The 23,017-nt window shown below is 53.9% G+C and carries 10 protein-coding genes and 2 pseudogenes; 7 read left to right on the top strand and 5 right to left on the bottom strand.

The features are described 5' to 3' along the window. Window positions 1-24: 24 nt before the first annotated feature. The 7 genes and pseudogenes from FCH38_RS18960 (at window position 25) to FCH38_RS18930 (ending at window position 9,471) form a co-directional block, all read left to right on the top strand. Complete coding sequence (locus FCH38_RS18960) at window positions 25-792, top strand: SDR family NAD(P)-dependent oxidoreductase (RefSeq protein ID WP_153515647.1); 768 nt, start codon at window positions 25-27, stop codon at window positions 790-792. A gap of 9 nt (window positions 793-801) precedes the next feature. Next, window positions 802-1,152 carry a carboxymuconolactone decarboxylase family protein gene (locus FCH38_RS18955; protein WP_371418902.1) on the top strand — a complete coding sequence of 117 codons (351 nt, stop codon included), beginning with the start codon at window positions 802-804 and terminating at the stop codon, window positions 1,150-1,152. A gap of 272 nt (window positions 1,153-1,424) precedes the next feature. Then, a complete protein-coding gene (locus FCH38_RS18950) occupies window positions 1,425-2,987 on the top strand; it encodes a Wadjet anti-phage system protein JetA family protein (protein WP_210251591.1) in 1,563 nt (520 codons plus the stop codon). Beyond that, entirely contained in the window at window positions 2,977-3,627 is a 651-nt protein-coding gene (locus FCH38_RS18945) for a DUF4194 domain-containing protein (RefSeq protein ID WP_174374735.1), read from the top strand. The genes FCH38_RS18950 and FCH38_RS18945 overlap by 11 nt, the downstream gene beginning before the upstream one ends. Continuing rightward, complete coding sequence (locus tag FCH38_RS23610; RefSeq protein WP_174374734.1) at window positions 3,624-7,058, top strand: SbcC/MukB-like Walker B domain-containing protein; 3,435 nt, start codon at window positions 3,624-3,626, stop codon at window positions 7,056-7,058. The genes FCH38_RS18945 and FCH38_RS23610 overlap by 4 nt, the downstream gene beginning before the upstream one ends. Further along, window positions 7,055-8,263, top strand: coding sequence for a Wadjet anti-phage system protein JetD domain-containing protein (locus FCH38_RS18935; RefSeq protein WP_153515650.1), 1,209 nt, complete (start codon window positions 7,055-7,057; stop codon window positions 8,261-8,263). Before FCH38_RS23610 ends, FCH38_RS18935 begins: the two co-directional genes overlap by 4 nt. A gap of 218 nt (window positions 8,264-8,481) precedes the next feature. Next, window positions 8,482-9,471, top strand: a pseudogene (locus FCH38_RS18930) (IS3 family transposase). A gap of 17 nt (window positions 9,472-9,488) precedes the next feature. On the opposite strand, the pseudogene FCH38_RS18925 reads toward FCH38_RS18930, so the two are convergent. The 5 genes and pseudogenes from FCH38_RS18925 to FCH38_RS18905 all read right to left on the bottom strand — a co-directional run. Continuing rightward, a pseudogene (locus FCH38_RS18925) lies at window positions 9,489-10,176 on the bottom strand (transposase); the annotation flags it as partial. A gap of 141 nt (window positions 10,177-10,317) precedes the next feature. After that, entirely contained in the window at window positions 10,318-11,784 is a 1,467-nt protein-coding gene (locus FCH38_RS18920; RefSeq protein WP_174374733.1) for an HlyD family type I secretion periplasmic adaptor subunit, read from the bottom strand. Next, window positions 11,781-13,940, bottom strand: coding sequence for a type I secretion system permease/ATPase (locus FCH38_RS18915; RefSeq protein WP_153515652.1), 2,160 nt, complete (start codon window positions 13,938-13,940; stop codon window positions 11,781-11,783). Before FCH38_RS18915 ends, FCH38_RS18920 begins: the two co-directional genes overlap by 4 nt. A gap of 163 nt (window positions 13,941-14,103) precedes the next feature. Beyond that, complete coding sequence (locus FCH38_RS18910) at window positions 14,104-22,455, bottom strand: hypothetical protein (protein WP_153515653.1); 8,352 nt, start codon at window positions 22,453-22,455, stop codon at window positions 14,104-14,106. Then, window positions 22,439-23,002, bottom strand: a complete 564-nt coding sequence (locus tag FCH38_RS18905; RefSeq protein WP_153515654.1) for a hypothetical protein — start codon at window positions 23,000-23,002, stop codon at window positions 22,439-22,441. The genes FCH38_RS18910 and FCH38_RS18905 overlap by 17 nt, the downstream gene beginning before the upstream one ends. Between the last annotated feature and the right edge of the window lie 15 nt (window positions 23,003-23,017).

The raw sequence follows: 23,017 nt of genomic DNA, 5'->3' as shown, positions 1-23,017 counted from the left end.
AGATAGGCAACAAGGAGACAGAGAATGCGTTTTGAAAACAAGGTTATTGCGATCACCGGTGGTGGCTCTGGCATTGGCAAGGAAGCTGCGGCCCGATTCCTGGCGGAGGGCGCAAAGGTCGCCATCAATGGCCGCGATCTGGCAAAACTGGAGGCTGCCGCGAAGGAGATCGATCCGAGCGGCAAGAACGTCATCGTGTCTGCAGGCGACATCGCAAAGCCGGAGACCGGCGCCGCGCTCATCAATGCTGCGGTTTCGGGGTTCGGTAAGCTCGACGTTCTGGTGAATAATGCGGGCGTCTTCAATCCGAAACCATTTCTCGAACTGACCGAGACGGATTACGACTGGTATCTGGACACGATCCTGAAGGGCAAGTTTTTCACGGCACAGGCTGCCGCGAAGGCGATGCAGGAAAAGGGCGGCGCGATCGTCCAGACCGGTTCCCTATGGGCGATCCAGGCTATCGGTGCGACGCCATCCGCAGCCTATTCCGCAGCCAATGCCGGCGTCCACGCCATGGTTCGCAACCTCGCCATAGAGCTTGCGCCCTATAATATCCGCATCAATGCCGTCGCTCCGGCCGTTGTCGAAACGCCGGTCTACAACACCTTCCTGTCGGACGATCAGGTCAAACAGGTTCTACCGACCTTTAATGCCTTCCATCCGCTCGGTCGCAATGGCCAGCCGCGCGATGTCGCCGAAGCGATCCTTTTCCTGGCGTCCGAACAGGCATCATGGATCACCGGCACGATTCTTCCCGTAGACGGCGGCGTCACCGCCGGCCGCCAGTAGGAGGCTTTCATGAGCAACATGCAGGACTGGAATTCATACCGCGACGCCCTGATCGGTCGCGTCGGCGATTTCGCAAAGCTGAGCCCCGATGTTCTTCGCGGGTTGAACATCATGGAAGCCAGCGGCAACAAGACCGGCAAGATTGAGCCGAAGATGCACGAGATCATTGCTCTGGCGGTTGCGGTCACGACGCGATGTGACGGATGCATCGCCGTTCATGCCAAGAAGGCCATCGAACTGGGTGCCAGCGAAGAAGAAATCGCCGAGGCCCTCGGCGTGGCTATCTCGCTTAATGCCGGCGCTGCGCTGACCTATACGGCTCGCGTGTTTGATGCGATCAAAAGCCTGCCGGGTAAATGATGTAAGTTCGATCAGCGCGGGATTACCCTCGCGCTGATCGCGCATCTAGCTGGATTGTTTCTCGAATTCTCTATTTTTCGACATCCGACGAGGCCGTATTCATGTGTGGTTCGCTGGAGCCAACGCTTGGAATCAGAACTTTCCGACAGCCAGACCCATTGGAGTTTATCTGTCGGCAACTTTAACGAGTTCCATTTATGATTGATTTCGTGACGATCTACCCTTGACGTATTCTTTTTTTTGCCGAAATTTCTCAAGGACAGGGGGACGTCTTGGCAGAAAGCGGTTCTACATCTTCCGTTGAAAAATCTACCACACGGCTGTTTGGGCAGCTCGAGCCGGAGATATTTACACTCTTCGCGGGTGCCAATCGTGTGCTTTATGAACGGGTAGTACTCTCGGTCTATAGGAACCTTTACCGATCGGATTTACTTTTTCCCAGTCAAGCCGAGGTCGTGAATGTCATCTACGATTGCCTCGGTCGAGAGCCCGGCCTGTGGGCGGAGGAAGAAGTTGCTGTTGATCTCGATCGTCTCGTCGTGCGAACGGGTCGGCGAGTGCGACGACGTCGCGTCGAAGGTGTGAACGACGAAGCAACAGGAATTGCCATCAGTCGCAGTCGTCATATTTATAATCGAATGCTCCAGACCGGTTGGCTGGATGAGGCCAGTTACGGACTAAAAACGACCGTGGAAATGCCGTCGGGTGCAATGCGCCTGGCAGAGTTCCTATGCTCGCTTAAGGAAGGTGTTGTGGAGCAACTCGGCGGTCTCGTAATCGAGGTCCGCAACGCCATACGCGCGGTTGAGGAGAAGCCCGCGGAAAATGCACTGGGCTTGAACAAGGCGGCGCGTGATGCGGCGGCTTTCGGACGATATCTTCGCAGCGTGCTTTCGGCACTTAGGGATATCGACCGCCAGGTTCTTTCCTCTGATACGCTCGCCGATCGTCTGCGATATTATTTCGAGGAATTTGTCGAGCAGGTGCTTCTGCGGGACTATACCGCAATTACGACCAATGCTCATCCTTATCGCCATCGCCGTGCGATCTTAACCGCCTTGGAAAGGCTTGAAGATTCCAGCATCGATACGGATGCCATCGCTGATGCCTATCTTGAAGCAAGGTTGGCGCCGAACGCTGCGGCAGCGCGCGATCTGGTCTATGAAGACATATCAAGTATTCGTCACGTGTTTGAACGAATTGAGGAAGCTTTCGAGGCCATTCAGCAGCACCGCACGCGGCTTGAGACGAGGCTGCGCAACGTGGTTCGATATGCTGGCAGGCGCACCAGTTTTCTTCAGCGTAGCGAGCGGCTTATCCAGAAGCTGGATGAGGTGATGTCGTATCCCGGCAGTGAAGTGGAAGTTCGAGGGTCGCTTGAGCAACGGACACCTGTTGTTGCACCAGATCTGCTGGCGAAGCCGCGCGGCGCACGCCCCACCCTGTCGGAGGGCGATATTTCAATAGCTCCGCCCGATCCAATCGCGGAATACCGCCGGCTGTTGGACAAGGAATATCTTGAGCGTCTGATCATCTCACCGGTAAAGGTTAGCCGGTTTCTGGAGCGACAGGTGCCGCCGTATGGAGAGGTGCATGGTGCATCCCTGATCATCGAGACTGCGGACGATTTTCTTGTGTTCGAAGCTTTGCGGCTGCTTGTAGCCAGCGGCCTCGGCACGGATGACAGCTCTGCACTATCGATCGCGATGCGGAACCGCTTCGAGTTCATTCATGACAACACGCGGGACATCTCCAATGATTGGCTGGACTCCCCCGGATTTATCGTCAAACGCCTCGACGGCGGCATTGCATTGGAGATGGGCCATGCTTCATGAGTTCGCCTTGCTGGAAGAGACCAATGCACGGGACTCCCAAAGGGTTACGCAACTGATAGCGCATCTGATGCGCGATCAGTTCGTGCACGTAGAGGATCGCGGCTCTGCCACGCTTCTGGAGACGTTATTTCGTCCGAAATTGAAGGCGTTGATAGAGGCTTACTTCGACGTCGCCGGATATCGTCTGGTGCATCGCGAAACCGAAGGATGGGCGGGAATATTGCCGGATCCGGAGCGGATATCTTTGCCGCGAATGCGTACCGATGAAACCGTAGTGCTGCTGATATTGCGCCGTCTCTGGGAGGAAGCACTGCAGCTCGGGGAGATCGAAGATAAAGGCACAGCACGGACGAGCTTGAACGAAGCTTATGCGGCCTATCAGGAAATTGTCGCTGGTGCACGTCGGGCGAGTTTGTCTCCAAACGCTTTCCGTGAGGTGCTCGAAATGCTGGAGAAGCGCGCGCTGGTCCGATTGGGCGCACTCGACACGGAAATGCAGGACATGGATCTCGATATCCGTGCACTTGTCGCCACAGTGGCTGGAGACGATTTCGTGGCGTCGCTGGAAGCACTTCTGTCCGGCGTTGTCGCTACTCCTTCTGAGGCGAAAGAGCAGATAACCGCGGAGGTCGTATCGTGATAGAACTCAGGCGGATTGTCCTGATCAATTGGCATCTTATGGCGTGCGCCGATCTTGATCTGGCTGGCGATGCCGCGATTCTTGGAAGGAACGCGGCGGGCAAATCGACGATCATCGATCTGATCCAGGCGGTTATGGCCGGTGGTTCGTCACGGTTCTACAAGTTCAATCGATCCGCCGGCGAGGGCGGCCAACGGTCGGAACGTACCCTGACCGGATATTGCCTCGCGCAACTCAACGACGATACGTTTCTTCGACAAGATGCGCGGAGCTATATTGCGCTGGTTTTTGAGGACACGGCCGGGCAACGGCGACCGGTCACGCTTGGATTGGCGATTGAAGCGATGCGTGGGCAGACGGCGGATATCGTAGGCCGTTTCGTTGCGGACGGCGTTCGTCTGGATTCCGGAATGTTGATCGATGAGAACGACGGAGTGCGGCGACCGACGGAATGGCGCGCGATGAAGCGGCGACTGGAACAGACGTGCAATGCGGCTGATGGCCAGCTTCATACACACGATGACGCAAGGACATTTATTCGCGAATATATGCGTGTGCTCTTTACGAACAAGCTGCGCGGTGATCCGGAGCGGTTTATCCGCACGTTCATTGCGGCACTTTCTTTTACGGACATGCCGTCAGTCGAACAGTTCGTCAAAAAACATCTTCTCGAACCAAACCCAATCAAGATAGGGGAGCTGAGGGATTCTATTAAGCGTTATCAGGAAATCAAAAAGACTATCGGTAATCTTGAGGAGCGTCTGGAGGCTCTGCAGGCAATCAGTCTTCAGATCGAGGAATTCATAAAGCTTGTGAACGAAGAAGCGGCCTGCCGCGCCGTCGAGAAGACCGCCTTGCTCCGGGAAGCAATCAGCGCTCTTTTCGGCAACCTTGCGGATAAAAGGCTGAAGCAGGATAAATTGCGTGAGGCGGAGGCCGAACTTAGCCGTGTCGACGAGGAGATTGAGCGGGAAGAGCAGACGCAGAAGGCAATACAGGATCAACTGGCAGCGAGCAGCGCGCAAGCCCAGAGAAACGAGGTCGAGAGATATATCAAAGAGCTTGACCGAGAGAGCGCAACCGTTGTGGATAGGCTTAATCGAAGGCATCTCTTTGCTGCGAGAGCCGTACAACTGCTTACGCTGCGTGACCGGCTGGCAATCATCAATCCCGGCGAGTTGATCAGTGCGTTGGATCAGGTTGCGGAGGCCAGTCGGGGCGTGACGCCACCCGAGTGGCCCCGTGACCCTGCTGGCATGGAAACGATGCTTGAGGCTGTAGCAAAAGCAGCCCGCTCGCGCATGGACAAAGTCACACAGCAGCGCGACGAAGCGATCTATCAGAAACGTATAGTCGAAGGCGACATAAAACGGGACAGCGAACAACTCGACGCCGCGCTGGGGGGGCAGGTGCTCCTTGATTCAGCAACAATAAGATTCATGGATGTCCTCCGCCGTGAAGGGATGCGGCCTCGAACGCTCTGTGAGGTCGCGGAGGTTCTCGATGAAAACTGGCGTAGTGCTGCCGAAGCATTGCTCGGCCGCGACCGGGAAACGGTGATCGTCGATCCTGACCATGCTTATCGAGCAACCGAAATTCTCAGGCGCGGAAGAGGTGACTATCCGGGTTGCCGGGTCGCGAATACTCGCAAACTCCAGTCGCGTTCAAACGCGCCCGAGCGCGGAACACTGGCTTCGATCATCCATAGTGACGATTCTTTGGTGATGGCATTCTTGGTTTTCAGGGTTGGAAACGTTCGCCTTGCCTCGAACCAGGACGAACTTCTTTCTGGAGGTCGGGCGGTCATGGCCGATGGGGCATACTATGATGGCCTCGTCACGGAGGTGCGGCGTGCCCAGGGCGTGAAGATCGGGCGCGCTGCCGCGCCACTCATGATCGAAACGCTGCAACAGCGGATTCGTGAATACACCAGCCTGCGGCAAGTCCATTATGACAGAGAGCGCTTTTTTGACGATGTTCTGCGTCGACTCGAACAATGCGCCGAGCCGGTTGATGAAAAGGACAGGCTGGAGGCCATCACATCCACCTATAGTGACCTTGCCGAAAGGCGCGCCGAGGCCCGCCAGCGTCTTGGAAGGATCAGCGCGCAGGTCGATCCGCAGCTTATTGAGGCCGAACAGCGTGTATTGCGCACGATCAAGAGCCTGAAGGACGATCGTGACGGACTCATCACCACACGTGCGTCTGTGACATCAGAACTTCAGCAGATCGCGCAAAAGTTGAAAGGTTCCGATGAGCACCCCGGTTCATGGCTTTGTCTGTCTCACCGCCGTCGCCAATTCAAAAACGAAATTCGTTCGGTATTGCACTTTCAGGCTGTGCGGAAGCGTTATGGTGAGCACGCTTTACGTTCGCCCCGTAAAATTGCAGAAGATATGGCGAACCGCGCCAGTCAGGCAAAGGATGAATATCAGGAACTGCGGGGGAGTATCAGAAACGCATTGGGACGTTATGCCATGGCGTTTCCAGACCCGTTGGAGGGCTACGCTCAGGCCTTGATTGTCGAAACGGTCAAACCCTGGGTTCTGGAAGGCATTGCAACGCTTCAAGGCAACGAGCTTATCCGCTACCGGGAGCAAGCGGATGAAGCGGCAAGCCGCGTCACCCTGCTATTCAAGACCACGTTCATTCATGAGCTGAACAGCCGGTTCGGGCAAATGGAGGTCGAGATGGAGAGGCTTGCGAAAGCGCTCCGGTCGCGTCCATTCAATAACGAAGCCTACAGCCTCAAGGCTTCGATCAAGCAGGAATTTGAGGATATTTATCGTCTCGTGCGTGATAGCGAAACCGACGACAGCGTGCTCGATGCATTGTTTGGGCAGGTGCCGCCTCGAGATGAACGACATGGCAGGGCCATAAGGCAGGTTGAGCAATTGCTGGCGGACGACACCTTCGATTTTACGGTGTTTGAGGAGTATCAGAACTATTTCACCTACGATCTGAAAATATATGATTCTGCAGCCGATCGCACAACGAGTTTCGACCGGCGACGCGGGGTCGCAAGCGGGGCCGAACGACAGGTGCCGTTCTATGTGGTGATTGGCGCAGCACTTTCTGTCACCTATCACGGCGCGCGGCAGTCAGAGGATAATACCGGGATCGGCATGGGGCTTGCCGTGTTTGACGAGGCGTTCAGCAAGATGGACGGGCCGAACCAGCGAACGCTACTGAATTTCTATCGCGATATCGGACTTCAGGTCGTCATCGCCGCGCCGACCGAGAAGCGTGCCGTTGTCTATGAGAATCTGAATTACATCATCGATATATTTCGTAGCGGTGATGTCTCGATGGCGGAATCCATCAAGATAAAAGATCGGGTTCGTCAGGAGATGCGCGCGGCTAATCCGCAATATATAACAAAGGAAGAGCTGGCTATGCGCCTGAATGCGGAGGCCCAGGCTGCAGAATGAGCCGCCGCCGTTTTTCCAATTTGGCATCCTTGATCGACTACCTGCTCGACGGATACGAGAAGAACCCGGATGCGAGCCGTTGGATAGCCGCGATTGATCAGGATAGCTTGACCGTTAATGCGAGTGATGCGTTCGAAGAAGCTCTCGCCCTCCTGGAGAAGGAAGGTGGACTGGAGATTGTTTGGACCGGCCAGAAATGGGAGCGCTCGATAAAGAGTGTGAAACTTCGAAATCCCGAAGTGCTTTATCGACAGACTGAGCGGCGGCCAGCCCAGGAATTTGCGATGGCATCTTTAGCGACACTTCGCGCTCGGCAAGACCTTCCAGGTAAGACTGCATTGCTGATCGATGAAGCCGCCCTCGCTTGGGGCCGCAAATGTTCGTATATGAATATTGCACCGGGGGAGAGTAGAACACTCGATCAAGTCCTGCGTCTTGCCGACGCAATATCTGCACGGCTTACTGAACCCTCCGCAGGTGACGTCGATTTTCGCAGTTTTTCCAGACTTATATCGGGCGATAGTAAAGCGCTCGAAAGCAATCTCACCTCGGTTGCGTCCGCAATCTCGCGGCTTTCTTCATTAAACGAAGTGCAAGCCGCGCTGGATGCGGAGGAGCTTCTCGCCAGCGTCGGGATAAAACGACTTCCCCAACCTGTTCTTATTGGTGGCGCGGTCTCGCTAGATGAGCAGCCGTTTCCGAAAATGCCTTTTGTTGGCGTGCCTGCCGAATGCGCGGGGCGCGTAAACCTTTATAAGAGGCCGGAATATCTGCTTACCATCGAGAATTTTGCCTCCTTTGTTCGGTATGTCCGTGAGATCGGGCAAAGCGAAAATGGACTGGTGATTTATTCAGGCGGGTTCCCGTCGCGGCCCGTGTTGGAGACGATAGTGAGGCTAACGGGGCAGGCTTGCGCACCGGCCTACCATTGGGGAGACATGGATGGGGGCGGTGTGCGCATCTTCCGTTATATCGAGCAACATCTTGCATCGATCGGAGTAAGCTTGCAGCCACACATGATGAATACAGACCTTCTTTGGCAAGTCGGTTCGAAAGCGCAGCGTGCAAATCGCGTTGGTGGCGATATGACGGAGAGCGCAATCGCAGAGCTCGCTTCGCTAATTGAGCAGGCAGGACTCGTGCACGAACAGGAGGAGTTTGATCCACAAAGTCCGCTTGCAGCTTTACGGCGCGCCGAGATGTAATCAATCGCTGCCTTCTCCGTCTTGAGGAATTGTTGTCGGTGACGGGGCTGAAGATTTGAAGGCAGCCTATATCTCTGAATTAACAAGTCTCGGCGTACTCAGGCCCCCGCAACCAATTACTACGATACAATATTCGGCGAGAGCCCAAAGCTGCTGACCTTACCCCGTTGAAATAATCCGTTTTGAAGTAAGCTCTGGCCCATTGAGAGGACCAGAGGATGAAGCGCAACCGTTTCACGGACGAACAGATCATCGGCATTCTAAAGGAGCATGAGGTAGGCACTTTTGTCTCGGAGCTTTGCCGCAAGCACGGCGTCAGCGATGCCATCATGAGATGAGCGAACGGCGGGCGTGTAAAGCCATTGGTTCTTGCCGAATGACGATCCGTTACGATACCGGGCGCGAAGATGATCATGAGCTTCGCGAGCGAATGAAGGCGTTGGCGCATGAACGTCGCCGCTTCGGATATCGACGCATTCATGTTCTGCTCCGGCGGGAGGGTCACCTCGTGAACCACAAGAGGCTCTTCCGGCTCTATCGGGAGGAGAAACTGACGGTGCGCAAGCGTTGCGGTCGCAAACGAGCAATAGGCACGCGAGCGCCGATGCTGGTGCCGACGGCGGCCAATGATCGTTGGTCGCTGGACTTCGTGTCGGATCAGTTCACCGATGGGCGCAGGTTGCGAATTCTGACCGTCGTCGATGATTGCACCAGAGAGTGCCTGGCACTCGTCGCCGATACATCGCTTTCCGGTCTTCGCGTCGCACGAAAGCTTGACCGGATTATACAGGAGCGCGGCAAGCCGAGGATGATCGTTAGTGACAATGGTAGCGAGTTCACCAGCAGCGCGATCCTGCAATGGGCGGACCAAACCAAGGTTGACTGGCATTACATTGCGCCGGGCAAGCCTATCCAGAACGCTTTTATCGAAAGCTTCAACGGGCGGCTGCGAGAAGAGTTCCTGAATGAAACTCTGTTCTCGTCGCTTGCTCACACCCGGTCTGCGCTTTCGAACTGGCGTAGCGATTACAACGATCTACGCCCGCATTCAGGCATTGGCTGGCTGACACCGGCCAAATTCGCTCAGACACTCAAACCGCGACGTGATGCCGTGCTGCGCAACCGAAACGGCTCCGCACCGCAACCCGCCCGCTACCGACCCAAATACAGCAACCAAAAACCGCCGGAGCGAACTCAAAGCTGGATAAAACTTGGGGGTAAGGTCACCTGATATCGATGTGTCTGGGAGTGCCGCCAACCATTCGCGCGTGACATCATCTACCACATTGAGGATGTGGAAGCGTCTGCCGCAGGCGAATTGATAGTGGACGAAATCCAGCGACCAGCGTACATTAAGCCTTTGCTTCGACGAGGATCGGAGCACGCATGCAAACAGCACGCCGCTTGGCTTTCCGCTTGCGTACGCGATGACCTTCTTCGAGATCGACACTGGACGATCCCCATCTCGCCAAAGCAAGATGAATAATCGACGATAGCCAAACCGGCGGCGCTCATTGGCCAGATCGCGCAGCTTCGCTCGCAACTCGACCTCTGGCGATCGAGAGGATCGATAGCGGATCGTTTTTCGGTCTGCGGATATGATCTGGCAGGCCGCCGTTCCGAAAGGCCTATGATGGCCTTCAGGTGCTCGACAGCGTCACGCTGGGCGGCAGGCCCGACCATTTTTTTGAAAGAAGCTCGCGGAATGCGGCGGTATCCAGCATCTGCTCGGCGAGCAGTTTCTTCAGCCTGATGTTTTCGTCCTCAAACGCCTTCAGGCGCTTGGCCTTAGACACCTCCATGCCGCCAGATTTCGCCTTTTGGTTGCAAAATGTCACCTCGGAAATCCCGTGTTTACGGCAAAGATCAGCCGCTTTCGCTCTGGCCTCCTACTCTTTCAACACCGCAATGATTTGCTCTTCCGTAAATTACTGCTTCTTCACAAGTGGTCCGCAATGGACCGGATCCTAATCCATTTTGGAAAAAAAATCGCAGTGGCAGGTCACTAAGTACAAATAAAATTTCCTTACGAAAGATATATCCACGCCTTGATGTCATCTTTCCCGCAACGCCTCTGAAGCGATCTGCACTACCGGTGACCAGAAATAATCGATAATCCGCCGGCTTCCGGTTTTGATTTCGACGGAAACGGCCATGCCGGGAACAAGCTGGCGGCTTACGCCACCCACCTCTATCCCGGCGGTGTCGGGCACGATCGTCGCCGGATAAACGAGATTTTGAAGCCTCTGGACATTTCCAAAGGGAACGACGCTTCTGAATTGCGGAGCGGCCTGTTCTTCCATGGCCTGCGCATCGGGGTTTGGTATCGCGTCCTGCGCGACCGATTTCACCCGCCCTGTGAGCACTCCATAACGGGTGAAAGGAAATGTCTCCACTTTGATGACAGTGGATTGGTCGGGTTGCACGAAGCCCACATCCTGGTTTGCGAGAAACACCTCGATCTCAAGCGGTAAATTCCCAGGGACGATGCGCATGATTTCCGTTTCGGCGGAAATCACCTGACCGGTGGTCGTGATTGCAGAGGCTTGTATTATACCATCTAAAGGGGCGTGAATGGCGGTAGCGCTTTGCCGCTTTTGCGCCTTCACCAATTCCTGTCGCGTTTCGTCCGCCTGCCGGGCGAGATCGCCAATCTTCTGAACATTCTCGGCGATGAATGTTGAAAGCGTTTTTTTCTTCTCAGTTTCCGCAACGACAAGGCTTGCCTGTGCTTCCAGCAATTGTCCATTGTGAGCGGATAAAGTCGCTTCTTCTTCTCGTAAAGCCTGTGTTGCATCCAGCACGTCGGATTTTCGTCCCGCCGATCGTTCTACCAGACCGGATCGCATCGCCACCCGCTCGTTCAACGTTGCAATCAAATTTTCCTGGGTTCGCACCATGGCTTGCAGGCGCTCTATCGTCGCCGACTGCAATCGCATCTGCGCGACGAGATTGCGCAACGTTTCTTTCAATTGCTGCAGGTTCGCCGTCAAAATCGCCCCCTCACGATGGCGAACCTCCAATGGTGTATCCTCGGCGAATTGCAATGCCATATCGGTGACAATCTCGGGCGTGCCATTCGCGGTATACGTCTTCAGGGCGGTTAGTTCCGATGTGCGGCGCACCTGTTCGGCCATCAGTGCCTGAAGCGTGGTGACCAAACGGGTTTCCTCCGCTTTTACCTCCACATCGTCGAGTTTGACCAGCAAGTCACCTGCCATGACTTCCGCGCCATTTGCGAATGGCGCGGAAATGACACGCCCCGCCAGTGTCGACTGTACAATCTTTACCCTGCCGGATGGCTGCACTTTTCCTTGCGCGGTTGCGACGATGTCGATCCTGCCGAAATAGCTCCAGACGAACGCCGCAACAAAGAGGATGCAGATGAACCAGATGAGAACATACCGAAGGGGCGAGGCGGGTTTCTCGACGATTTCGAGGGCGGCGGGGAGAAAGTCGCTATAATCAGCGCTGACTTTTGTGTTTAACGCCTTTTGAGGGCGTAGCCTGCGACTCCTCATCGGCCTGATCCAGTCTGCAGTTCCCAAAGGTGCCTGTACAGTCCGCCATCCCGGGCAAGCAAATCATCGTGGCTGCCTTCTTCGACAATCCGTCCATCGGCCATGCCAATGATGCGGTTACACGTGCGGATGGTCGCAAGCCGATGGGCGATGATCAACACCGTTCGGCCCTGAACAATATGACGCATATTGGCGAGGACCAGCCGCTCGCTTTCATAGTCGAGAGCGCTGGTCGCCTCGTCCAGGATTAGGATCGGCGGATTGCTGGACAGCGCCCGGGCGATCGCCAGCCTTTGCCGCTGGCCGCCGGAGAGGTTCGCGCCGCGTTCCTCGATGACTGTGTCATAACCCTTCGGGAGCTTGGCGACAAACTCATCGGCACCCGACAGGCGGGCGAGATTGATGACGGCCGCACGCGACATAGCGGGATTGGTAAGGCTGATATTTTCGTGGATCGTGCGATTGAAAAGCATATTTTCCTGCAGCACGACACCGATATTCGAACGCAGCCATGCGGGGTTGACGTGGGCGATGTCCTGTCCATCGACCATGATCTGGCCGCTTGAAGGCAGGTAAAAACGCTGCAAAAGTTTTGTCAGGGTCGACTTTCCAGACCCGGACGGACCGACAATGCCAATAACATCGCCCGGGCGGACAGAAAGGGAAATATTCTTAAGGATATCGGGACCATCGCTCGCATATCGGAAGTTCACGGTCTTGAATGTGATGGAGCCCTTGGGTGCAGGAAGGCTGACAGGAACCGCCGGTTTCGGTTCCTCCGGCGCATTCAGAATATCCGACAGGCGTTCGACGGAAACCTGCACCTGCTGAAAATCCTGCCAAAGCTGCGATAGGCGCAAAACGGGCTGGAACACCTGACCGGCGATCATGTTGAACGCCACCAGCCCGCCCACCGTCAGCTCATTGTCAATGACGGCCTGCGCGCCAAACAGAAGCAGGGCGGCGGAGGTGATCTTGTTGACATATTGGATGGTCGTCTGGCCCTTTGCGGCCAGCATGGTGGCCGCGAAAGATGATTGCACATAGGCCGCCAGACGCTCTTCCAACTGCGCCGCGACCACCGGCTCGACCGCGGCGGCTTTCAGAGTCTGCATGCCAATAACGGATTCGACGAGCAATTGCTGGCTGAGCGCGCCGCGATCGAATTTTTCATCGATGCGATGTTTCAGGGAAGGCCGGATGACAAATCCGATAAAGACGAAAAACGGGATGGAGGCGACCACGATCCAGGCCAGCACGCTGGAATAGGCAAATAGCACCGCGATGAACACCACCGTAAAAATAAGGTCCAGAACCGAAAAAAGTGCTTGTCCGGTCAAAAAGTCACGGATCGTTTCAAGCTCGCGAACACGCGCGATGGTCTGGCCGGCGGCCCTCGTTTCAAAATAGTTCAGCGGCAAATTCAGGAGATGCCGGACCAGCCGGCGCCCTAACTCGACATCGATCCGGTTGGTCGTGTGGGTCAGCGCGTAGGTTCGCAAATATTGAAGAATGACCTCAAAGAGGCCGATTGCGGCAAGTCCGACGACCAATACCGTCAACGTCGAATAGCTTCGGTGGGCCAGTACCTTGTCGACCACAACCTGAAAAAACAAAGGGGTGATGAGCGCGAAGAACTGCAGGAAAAGCGACGCGATAAAGACGTGGACCAGCGCGCTGCGGTAACGCCACAGGGACGGAAGGAACCAGACGAACCCGAAACGCCGCTGGAATGCTGACGCATCCGAGAAGCCCCTTTGCAGCAGAATGAAGTCTCCTGAGGTGAGAGACAGCAATTCATCGACGCCTATGGACCGGCTCGTAAAGCTCAGCGGATCGACCAGCCGATAGCTATTCTCATCCGTCTTTCCTGCAAAGACCGCAAAGCTGCCGTCAGAGAGGACGGCGATACAGGGCGTCGGAAGAACCCTGCCGGCGGAAAAGCGCTTCTCATTGACAGGCTTCGCCTTGAGGCCGACACGCTTTGCCGCCCTTAAAATATCGTCGCGCGCGGCCGGCGCCGTCAGAGCCAGTTCCCGCGCCAAATCCGCAGGATTACAGGAGACTCTAAAAAACGCCGCGACCGCCGCAAGCGACGCTAGTCCCGCATCGGTGTCCATTGCCGAAGAAGATGAATTCGGTATGCCTGTGTCCATTTGTCAATTCAAATATGGATAAATTTTCTCGGTCGCGCAGAGGCGTGCCTGGAGCAATTCCAGAAAACTATGTCGCGTTAAACGCGGTGAAACAAAGAGGTGCGGCATTCCCGGAACAAACTACCGGCCGGAAATGCCGCTATGAAAATCAACAAGCAAATGATCAGGCAAAGGCCGGGGAAGGCCGATAGGCCAACCTGACGTCTCCTACGAGCTGCGTTTTACCATCAAGTTTTTCGAGCAAGCTCGTCCCGGTTATGGCCGAACCATCGGCAAAATTCCTGGCGCCCTCGGGCGTCGGTATCAGGTTGATATATTTGATACCAAGCTGATCGAGCGCCGAAAGCTCCCCAGCCTCGCTGACCCCGTTCTGGTTAATATCCTGCCAGATCCGGAATTCACTCCAGCGGGCATCCTCGACACTCAGCAAACCGTCGCTATCGGTATCGAAGACAAGTCGAAGTGCCTGCAGGTCAGAGTGGGTCGCGCCTTGCTCTTCTGTCGGCCATAGGGTGAATGCGAGTTCTTTTGCTTGGTTGATTTGACCGTCGGGACCGGAGGAGCCGTCTACCGCCAAGTCAATCGCAAGGAAGCCATCTTGAGGACCAGCCCAGGCAGTAGCGTCGCTTAGACCGTCTCCGTCCCAGTCAAAATGGGTCGGACCAGTCGCAGGGCCGTCGCTACTCAGACTAATCGGCCTCAAATCGATATGGCTGTCATTGTTTAGATCAATAACGACCGGGCTCATGTCTTGGTCACTTTCGTGAAAACCTTGGTAGGGTTCGGGCTGATTATATTGGTCATATTCCCAAGTAATACTTCCCTCTCTGTCAAATATCAGTACTTTTTTTTCTTCCCACCGACCCCACATATCGCCAAATAAAGTGACCTTTCTTGTGCCGTCATCGTATACAACATCAATATAGTTAATCCGTCCAGAGCTATCTTGATCTCTCTCGTATCGTCGAAAATAATTTTTGGTATCGTAGACATCTATCTCTATGAATATAACCGTTCCATCATCGTATTGTCTTTGAGTATAGTAGTTGTTTCCTGATCCATCATACATATTAAAGAATAGGTTCCAAGCTTGGCTGTTAGCAGAATCATATACGTATTCAACTCGATGTCCGTTATCCAAATATTCGATATTAATGGTCATTCGCCCGGCCGCATCGAATAGTTGATCCGCTTTTGACCAAGGTTGCACATTCGTCACATCCAGATGAAGTACGTTTGCGGTGCCATCATCATTCAGTTGATGGGAATAAAAATGTCGCCCATTGCTGTCGAATTGACTAGTGTAACGTTGCCAAGGCTGACTGTCGGCAGGATCATATGTATAGTCGGTTCGATATCCGTTATCCATATATTCGACATTAACGGTCATTCGTCCGACGGAATCAAACAGCTGCTCAACTTTCGACCACGGTTGCACGTTGGTCGCATCCAGTGTCATTGCATTCGCAGTACCGTCATCGTTGAGTTGATAGAAAGACGAATGACGACCGGAACTATCAAATTGGTTACTGCGCCTCGACCAACTTTGAGTGCTTGCTGCATCGTAGGTGTATTCGATCCTGACCCCATCGTCCTTAAATTCAGTTTGGGTCAATACATTGCCGCTCGCATTGTAGGAAAGTTGCATTTCGCGCCAAGGCTGAGTGTTGAGGACGTCGTATTCGATCGACCCTGTTTTCACACCAGCCGCATCGAAATGCTCGGACTTCATCTGCGCGCTGGTTTCAGGGACAAAGGAAATCGTGATCGAAGTCCCATTATCGAGGAATTGCTTCTCGATGGTTTTTCGCCCGGCACCGTCAAATTCAGAGACAAAGGAGATCGTAACCGAAGTCCCATTATCGAGAAACTGCTTTTCTTTAGTCTTGCGGCCCTCGACATCAAATGTCTGCTCGATCCGGATCCATTCCTTGTTGTTCGCGTAATCGTACAAGGTCGCGGATATTAAAACATTCGCCGAGGACACCTTGCTGACGCTCGTTACGCCGCCCGTGGCAGCATCGAAGGCCGTTATTCGAGAACTGCCATCAAATTCTGTCGTCACTTGGTGAGCTTTGCGCCCGAGATCGTCGAAAGTTGTGCGCGAGGTCAGCGTTCCAACTAAGTCCACTTGGTCTAGAACCGAAGCGGACACGGTTCCATCCTGTCGCAACGTCTCTTTTCTGAGAAGAATCGAGTCATCTTCTCTGGTGATGGAGGTCTGCCGCTCGTCGATATCGCCATCACTATCCATATCCTTGGTAAGAATGGTCGTCCGACCGTCCGCCGCAGTGAATATCGATCCCTTCGCCACAACGGAACCGCTGGCGGTTGTTTCCACAGCGTCGGCGCTAACGGAGCCATCAATATTGGAGCGGGAGATCACCTCAGTCTCGAACTTGCCGTCCCCATCATAGTCATAACGTGAGGTCCGCACATCACCATCGAGAGAGTTTTCGCTTTCCACGAAATGCGCAATCGCATTTTTCCAGATTACTCCACCGGGCGTCAGGTATTTGATGTCGCGGGCTGTGACATTGTTAGCGATTTTTGATTTTGTCTGGCCCGTTATTGTCGTCTCTATGGTCTCGATCTGGTCAAAAACACCGTCGCCGTTGAGATCCTTGGAGATCGTACGAAGTCTTCCATCTGCTCTCATAGCGTCGGTGGAAACGGATTTGGTTTTCTTCTTGATGAGATCGGTGTCGGTCTGAGTGATGAAACGGCTGCCGTCGGCGTTCAGCCTGATTGTTTCGACTCTTTTCTGATCGAGGATCCCGTCACCATTCAAGTCCCATGTCATGAACGAGGAAAGACCGTCCGCCGCCGTCACCGAAACGATACGCTGAAGAACGGCGCCCTTCGCTCCAAAATTCGTCGTGTCCGATATTTTTTCTCCCCACCATTCCAGTGTTTCTCCTCGCTTCTGGTCGATGATGCCGTCGCCATCGGCGTCGATAGACGTTACTTTTCTTCGTTTATCGGGGCGTGTTATAATTGAGGTTTTACTAAGCAGTTGGTTATCGATACTAAATTGCGCAATTTCATCGGTAGTGGAGCCGTCAGCCAGGAGAGTGGTAGATGAGCGGGTCTTGCGCGGGGCCAGGCCGGCCCGTCGTTCAATTGTTTCTGTTGTTTGACCGTCCGCCGTCGTGGTCGTCGTTAAGTGCGACAATTCGGTTCCGTCAGGTCTGACGTTGAGAACCGTTCGTTGTAGCATTCCGTCAGGAGTATGGACGGTAACATCGGTGGATGTCCGCACAAACTTTCCGGCTCCAGTCATGTCCTTCAGTGTGATGGTCGTCAACTCGTTCGCGCTGGTTGCGATAACGCGCCTGCTCTCCAATACATCATTGCGGCGAGCATCCAGAGTTCGGAACCTTTCGCCGTTTTCTTCGAACCGTGTCCAGTCGACCGTATAGTAGTCCTTGGAAAGATCCCCGCCGATATCGAAGTCTTTCAGAGTGTGGAGACCGTCCGCGTTTTCATTGGAAAACCACCTATTGGTGAGTTTCCAGCCACTTTTAGTCATGACCCAGTCAAACGACCATACGCCTTTTTCACCCTCGTTTCCGATGATGGTTTCGGATTGGATTTTTTTGTCCAGAACACCATCGCCGTTGAAATCGTATTCAACGATCTCACGCGCAACGCCATCCAGGCGGCTGTTTACCGTCTTTGTGGCAGCTATCCTGCCGTCTACGGCAAAGTCTTTGTATTTTTGCTCTATGCTGCCATCGATTTGCACCGATTTTGTAATTTCTTGATCGATTTTGCCGTCACCATCGGTGTCGCGCGAAAGCGTCGAAACAAGACCATGTTTCGATTCCTTCCGGACCTCACGGCTCGCAAGGGTACCGTCGGATTTTGTTATCGTGGTCGTTTGCGTCGTGTCGCCGTCGCCTTCCAGCACTTTCACGTCCAGCTGGGTCTTTTTGACGGAAGAGCCCTCAGACCACGAGACACGCTTTGTCAAACCGTCCGCACTTGTGAAAGTCGTTTCTTTAAGGGACTGACCATCGTAGCTACGCGTCCGGGAAACTGTTCTTGTTCGGCCACCATCTACTGAAATCGCACTGATATCAGTGCCGGTCACCTCGAAGGTCCCATCACCGTCAAGATCGGTGCGCCAGGATGCGGAAAAGCCGTTGGCCGACACCTCCGTTACATGGCGGCTGGAAACTGTTCCGGGACGAAACAGCGTTTCGGTCGTCTGGCTTTCGACGCCATCCGCACGGATGGACGTTGTCATGCGACGATCGACGATGCCGTCACCATTCGTGTCAGAGTCCGTTTGTTTGCTTTTCTGATCCGTGCTGACAGTCGTCATCGTTTTTGACAGCAGTTTTCCATTGCCTGATTTGACAAGTTCCTGATCCGAGGTTGAGCCATCCGCATTGATGACCCGGAGCGTGGTAAGAACCCGATCCAGATCACCGTCGCCGTCGACATCGCGCGAAACCACGGTGCCCAGGCCGTTACCGCTTGTCACGGTCTCCTGCCTGCTGATCAGAGTTTTGCCGCTATAGCTGGACTCAGATTTCGTTATCGACCCATTTGCATTGTAAGTGGTGGATTGTACGACGCGACCATCTCCCGCCTTGCCACTCCCGTTCAGGTCCTGTTCGACGGTGGTGGCAAGCCCGTTGCCGCTCGCTATCTTCGTGGAGCTGGAGAAGGTTCTCTGATTGGCGTTGACATTTTTGGTTGTCTCGGTTCGGCTTCCGTCGTCATTCATGACGGTCCCGGTAACGGTTGTAAACTCAATCACGCCGTTGCCATTGGTGTCAGTGCCGACGGTGGTTTTTAAACCGTTGCCACTCACAGTTTTCGTGGAAGATTTATAGGCTTGACCACTTCGCGTGAAGAGTTTTTCCTCAATCACGGTTTGGCCGTCGGCAAGCGTGCTTTCTTTTGTGGTTTGATCGACAATCCCATCGCCATTGGAATCGACTGTGACGACAGTTGTTCGACGGTCGGCGGAAATATCGGTCGTCGTGCGCTCGAGAAGCGTCGAATCGCGGCTTTTGATCGTGACCGTTCTCTGACGACTGCCGTCGCTATTGAGCACGACGCTATCGACTGTCTGGCGATCGGCAACTCCATCGCCATCGAGATCTTCGGAAAAGTTCCGGCTCGTCGCATCCGGGCTTGTCTTCGATATCGTTTGCGAGACAAGCTTGCCATTCCCCGTCAGGGTCTGTGTCGTCACGGTGGAACTCTTGTCAGGTGCCGTGATTTTCGTGGTGACAATCTTACTATCAATGACGCCATCGCCATTGGCGTCATTCGTGACTGTTGTAGAATTACCATTCGATGACGTAACAATCGACGAACGGGAAACGACCGAGCGGTCGGTATTGAAGCGTGTTTCCGTCGTGGTGGTGGCCCCGTCGGATCCGGTCGTCATAACCAGACTTTTATCGAACAAATCGTCGCCATTTATATCGAATGTTTCTATGTAGCTTTTGCGATCAGGCTGCATTTTGAAAGTCCACTGGGAAAGAAGCGGTCCGGCGGCGCTTCTCGCTCTCTTGGTCCGCACCCAGGCGCCTGCAGCATCCAAAGCGATGATATCAGAGGTATAGGTATCGACTTTGCCGTCGCCGTCGATATCTGTAGAACTGAAGTTTGAACGCCCGTCAGCCGTTACTCGGAAAACTTCCTCTTTCAGAACGGCGTTGTTACTGCTGTAGCTCGTGCGTTTCGTGATGACGTCGCCGACGTTATCAGTGGATGTCCGTTCCTGAACATAGCGATCGCGCTTGCCGTCGCCATTGAAATCGTTGTCGGTCAGAGTTGTTACAGCGGCTGCGATAGTCGTGGTCGTGGTGGTTTCTTTGGAGAGGAGGGCGCCGTTGCCCGCGAGCTCGGTAACCACCCGTTCCTGCGCCGTTTTTCCTGACGTCTTGATGTCCGAAACATAACGGTCCGCAACGCCGTCGCCCGTCAGATCGGTGGACGTTGTTTTGCTCAAACCATCGGCGGAGACATTTATGATAACGGTTTTCGATGCCGCGCCGTCCAGATGCAGTTGCTGAGTGATTGTCCGGGAAGAACCATCTGCAAAACTTTCCAGCAGCTGCCGTTCGTCCGCCGCGCCGTCTCCATTCTTGTCGAGTGTTGTCGTGATTTTTCGCCCATTAGGGCTTCTGTCGGTTTTATCGCTATTGGTCAAAGAGCCGTCGGGGTTGAAATTCTTGACGGTCTCGATACGATTTCCGGATATTTCGATCGAAACAAACTTGCTCTGGCTGCGCTCAAAAATACCGTCACCATCATCATCGAATTTCGTCGTGACGGTCGAACCGTTTGCGCTTTTGCCAACCAGATTGCGGAACGCGACATTGCCGTCTTTGGCGTAACCGACGATCAGTTCGCTGGATGTGCCATCGGCATTCTTCGTGGTTGAGCGAGAAATTTTGTAGTCGTTTTGATCGTTTGCAAGGATTGCGTCACCCACCATACCCGTGCTGCCATCAGACCGCGTGAAAGTGGTCGTACCAACAATCGCCGAGCCGTCGGAAAAACTCTGCCCGCTACCTTTGGGCGTCAGATCGATGGACGCGATGCCCAGTTCCTTCAATGATTTGAGCTGACCATTGATCGACACCTTGAACGCATTCCAACGCGTATCCCCAGCATCGAGCTTGCCATTCCGGTTCGTATCGAAAACATTCTTGACGGCTTCCAGATCGCCGGAAGCTGACGGGTCCCAATCCGTAAATACAAATTCGCTGGACCTTGTGATCACGCCATCGCCGTTTGCATCCAGAATGAGTACGCCGTCACCATTTTGTGCCCAAGCCGTGCGTCGCAGATAACCGTCGCCGTCAAAATCGATGAATTGTGAGGATTCACGCAGCCTGTCAATGGAAAGACCGTCGCCGTTTAGATCGAGAAGAATTGGCTTGCCGGAACTGCCGGAGGACGATTCCGATCTACTTGAGGATCTGGAATTTTCCGACTGGCCGTCACCGCCGCCGCCCTTGCCGGAGGAACCGGACGGTTGCGCGCCGGTTTTCGTCCCTCGAGAAGCAGCTTGTTGTCTCATCGCACGGTCTATTACTTGGTCAAAGCCTTCGTATGTATCGAGACCCCACCTTTGCGCCTCGCCATAGGCCGCCGCTCGAGCATCAGATCTGCTAGCGCCTCTTTCTATTGCTCCGCGCGCTGCGATTTCAGCTCGGTCTATGGTAGAAGCGGTCTCGCCGCCACGCTCGGCAAGCAAAGTAGTATAAACCGTACGATCTAATGGAATGGCGCGACCGGCCGTTGTAAAGCCAACAAGCTGCCCCGTCCGTCGATCTTCATCAACACCCCTGACGCCTTGCCCGAGGCTAACCGCATATTCGATAGGTACCTTACTGACAACGAGAGCCTGTAGGGTTTTTGCAAGAGCTCGATCCTCATCGTGCGCCCAATCGGCGGAAATGTTGTGAACTCGCACACCACCAGCAACGTAGGTGTGAAGGTCCTCAACTTCGAAATTATAAGTCTGCCAGCCCTCTACAACAACGGGCTGAAAGGCGGTGGCGCCCGCCACCGCGCCCTGGACTTTGGCCTTCTCGAACAGATCAGCCGTCTCGACCGAATAAACAATGCGCTCGGCGGAAACCTCGACAAGCTCGCCCGATGCTAGAACGAGGGTCGCCCGGCCTGCCGCTATCAATTCTTCGATTGGTGGGAAATTGCCAAATTGATCGAGAAAATGGTGGCCGGGGGTGCAGATGAGTTCATGCGGTTCGCCGGCTTCCTGCCACGTCAGTTTCAGCCAAGACGTCGTCACATTGCGGAACAGATGCGTAACCCGACGCGGCACGAAGGCGCCGCGCCCAAGGGCAGTTGATGGATCGAAAGCTAAAACGACGTCGCCGATACGAAGGTCGGATATGAATACAGATTTGCCGGAGCCGGATGTGATGAGAACATCAGCAGGGAAGCACTGAGCTGACATTTTCAACTCATTGAGGATGTCTGGTTTCATTTTGTCTAAGGCAGCATACACATTGCGATGGGCGGCATAATTCAATGGAACGCCAAGGTAGACGACCGCCTTCAACGCGTTTCCCCAACTACCTTCTGACTTGGTAGCAGATCGCTCGATTTCGCCGGCTCTGGCTAGTCGACTTACTACAACATCAATGTCTGCGTTGGTGGCCGGTCGATTTAGACTGCCTTTCAGCCACGAAGCCGCGGCCATCCCCACCTCATTATTATACATATCTTTGATGTGTTCATTCCACCCGTCTCTCCCTTTCGCTCCGGCAACAATCTCATTGCCATATCCTCTAAGACTTGTAGTAAATCTACCTTCAGCGTTGGCCCCATAAGCTGCGGCGATAGTGTGCTTCAATGAGTCCATATTCTCCGTGGTAAATCCTAAATTGTTTTTAGAATTCAAACTTACCGCTGCGTCTTGATAGTGAGCGTTTTGAGACTTGGCCCAATCTTCCCAACCTGCAGGGGTAAAGTTGCTATAAGACCATTCTTTAACGTCACTCCACCAATCCATCACTTATCCCCAAATGGTTATCACTTATGTACGCCGCCACAATTCCGTCCTTAATTGTAAAAGAAACACGAGCAACCAAATCAAACCTGCAACCAAATTTGTCGTGATTCCGTGGTTCCGGTCCAAACGAGATAGCAAATCGACGCTCATCAAAGTTCCACACGATTGCTTCACCAGATTTATTGACCCAGTAAACACGAAAAAGATAACCAAGCGGGAAAACATCAACATCCTCACCGCCAACTATTTTTTTTATTGAGATTCCTTCGAAAGCTGCACTTTGCTTTGGATCGCTTTCATCATTCGGAAATACACATACAGTTTTAAACCCATTATTATAATAATCTTGGATTATCATATCCGGTGTAGCTGTCCTTACATGGCGATTGGCCCAAAGATGGTACTCAGCAGGGTTTCCCTCGAAATATGTTTGAGATCCCCTTAAGTCTGTGAACCCGTACCACAACAATCCCGCAACAATGAGTACAAAAAAGGAAATAAATAATATATATATAGTGTATCCGAATAATATGGCTATCCTTTTCATGCGGATTCCGTGTTT

The organism is Agrobacterium tumefaciens (assembly GCF_013337285.1).
GTDB lineage: Bacteria > Pseudomonadota > Alphaproteobacteria > Rhizobiales > Rhizobiaceae > Agrobacterium > Agrobacterium burrii.
This window is presented reverse-complemented; position numbering and strand designations above follow the sequence as displayed.

Excerpts from the sequence above, each read along its gene's own strand:
- FCH38_RS18955 (WP_371418902.1), top strand. The coding sequence starts at position 802 with ATGAGCAACATGCAGGACTGGAATTCATACCGCGACGCCCTGATCGGT.
- FCH38_RS18915 (WP_153515652.1), bottom strand. The coding sequence starts at position 13,940 with ATGGACACAGGCATACCGAATTCATCTTCTTCGGCAATGGACACCGAT.
- FCH38_RS18945 (WP_174374735.1), top strand. The coding sequence starts at position 2,977 with ATGCTTCATGAGTTCGCCTTGCTGGAAGAGACCAATGCACGGGACTCC.
- FCH38_RS18920 (WP_174374733.1), bottom strand. The coding sequence starts at position 11,784 with ATGAGGAGTCGCAGGCTACGCCCTCAAAAGGCGTTAAACACAAAAGTC.
- FCH38_RS18905 (WP_153515654.1), bottom strand. The coding sequence starts at position 23,002 with ATGAAAAGGATAGCCATATTATTCGGATACACTATATATATATTATTT.
- FCH38_RS18960 (WP_153515647.1), top strand. The coding sequence starts at position 25 with ATGCGTTTTGAAAACAAGGTTATTGCGATCACCGGTGGTGGCTCTGGC.
- FCH38_RS18935 (WP_153515650.1), top strand. The coding sequence starts at position 7,055 with ATGAGCCGCCGCCGTTTTTCCAATTTGGCATCCTTGATCGACTACCTG.
- FCH38_RS18910 (WP_153515653.1), bottom strand. The coding sequence starts at position 22,455 with ATGGATTGGTGGAGTGACGTTAAAGAATGGTCTTATAGCAACTTTACC.